Source organism: Inquilinus limosus MP06, assembly GCF_000767795.1.
Classification (GTDB): domain Bacteria; phylum Pseudomonadota; class Alphaproteobacteria; order DSM-16000; family Inquilinaceae; genus Inquilinus; species Inquilinus limosus_E.
In genome coordinates, this window is the sequence record NZ_JANX01000935.1 from 1 (window position 1) to 1,457 (window position 1,457).

Here is a 1,457-nt window from a genome sequence, read left to right on the forward strand (position 1 = left end):
GGGCTGATCCGGCCGGGCGAGGTGGTGCTGCTGGACGGCGGCACCACCATGCTGGCGGTGGCGGAGGCGCTGCCGCACGACCTGCGCGCCACCATCGTCACCCCGAACCTGCCGGCGGCGCTGGCCCTGACCCGGCATCCGTCGGCCGAGGTGGTGCTGCTGGGCGGCCGCCTCGACAAGGCCGACCAGGCGACGGTCGGCACCTCGGTGCTGGCGGCGCTCGACGGGTTGCGCGCCGATCTCTGCCTGCTCGGGGTCTGCAGCCTCGATGTCGAGGCCGGGCTCGGCGGCATGGACCATGAGGAGGCGCTGGTGAAGCGGCGCATGGCCGCCTGCGCCGGCCGGGTCGCCGCCGTCGTCACCGCGGACAAGCTGGGCACCGCCGCCCCGTTCCCGATCCTGCCGGTCGGCCGGCTGGACGCCCTGATCACCGAGCGCGACGCCGACCCCGACCTTCTGGCCGCCTATCGCCAGGCCGGCCTCACCCTGATTCTCGCCTAGGAAGTCCGATGACCAGCCTCGCCCGCACGGACGGCCCGTCCGACACCGCCGATCTCCGCGCCGCGCGCCTCGCCACCCGCGCCATGTTCCTGATCTGCGGCACCGTCACCGCCAGCTGGGCGCCGCAGGTGCCGCTGGCCAAGGCCCGGCTCGGCATCGACGACGGCGTGCTCGGCCTCACTTTGCTCGGCCTCGGCGCCGGGGCGATGGTGGCGATGCCGCTGGCCGGATTCCTGGCCTCGCGCTTCAGCAGCCGTGTGGTCACGGCGCTGGGCGGGCTGGTGATCTGCCTGTCGCTGCCGCTGGTGATCCTGGCGCCGGACGCGCCGCTGCTCGGCCTCGCCCTGTTCCTGTTCGGCGCCGCCACGGGATCGATGGACGTGGCGATGAACGTCCAGGCCACGGCGGTGGAGGCGCGCGGCAGCCGGCCGGTGATGTCCTCCTTCCACGGCATGTTCAGCGTCGGCGGGCTGATCGGCGCCGGGGGCGCCAGCCTGCTGCTGGGCCTCGGCCTGTCGCCGCTGCTGGTGGCGGTGGCGATCAGCGGCGTGATGCTGGTGCTGCTGGCGACCCAGGCCGGGTCGATGCTGCCGCCGGAGCGCAGGCCTGCCCAGGCCGGGATGCGCTTCACCCTGCCGCGCGGTATCGTCCTGGTGCTGGGCCTGCTGACCTTCGTGCTGTTCCAGGCCGAAGGCGCGGTGCTGGACTGGAGCGCCGTGTTCCTGCACGACAGCCGCGGCCAGGACCCGGCGGTGGCCGGGCTCGGCTACGCCATGTTCGCAGTGGCGATGGCGGTGATGCGCTTGGCCGGCGACGGCATCACCAGCCGCTTCGGCGGCGAGACGGTGGTGCGGCTCGGCTCCGCCCTGGCCGCGGCCGGCTTCCTGCTGGCGGTGCTGGTGCCCTGGCCGGCGGCAGGCCTGATCGGCTTCGCCCTGGTCGGGGTCGGCGCGGCC

At 74.6% G+C, this 1,457-nt stretch carries 2 protein-coding genes; both read left to right on the forward strand.

Features of this window, described 5'->3' with window-relative positions; all coding sequences use genetic code 11:
- A partial coding sequence (locus P409_RS34140) for a DeoR/GlpR family DNA-binding transcription regulator (protein WP_034849253.1) occupies nucleotides 1–501 on the forward strand: 501 nt, incomplete at its 5' end.
- An 8-nt stretch (nucleotides 502–509) separates the two neighbouring features.
- Nucleotides 510–1,457: MFS transporter (locus tag P409_RS34145; protein ID WP_034849255.1), on the forward strand; the 948-nt coding region annotated here is incomplete at its 3' end.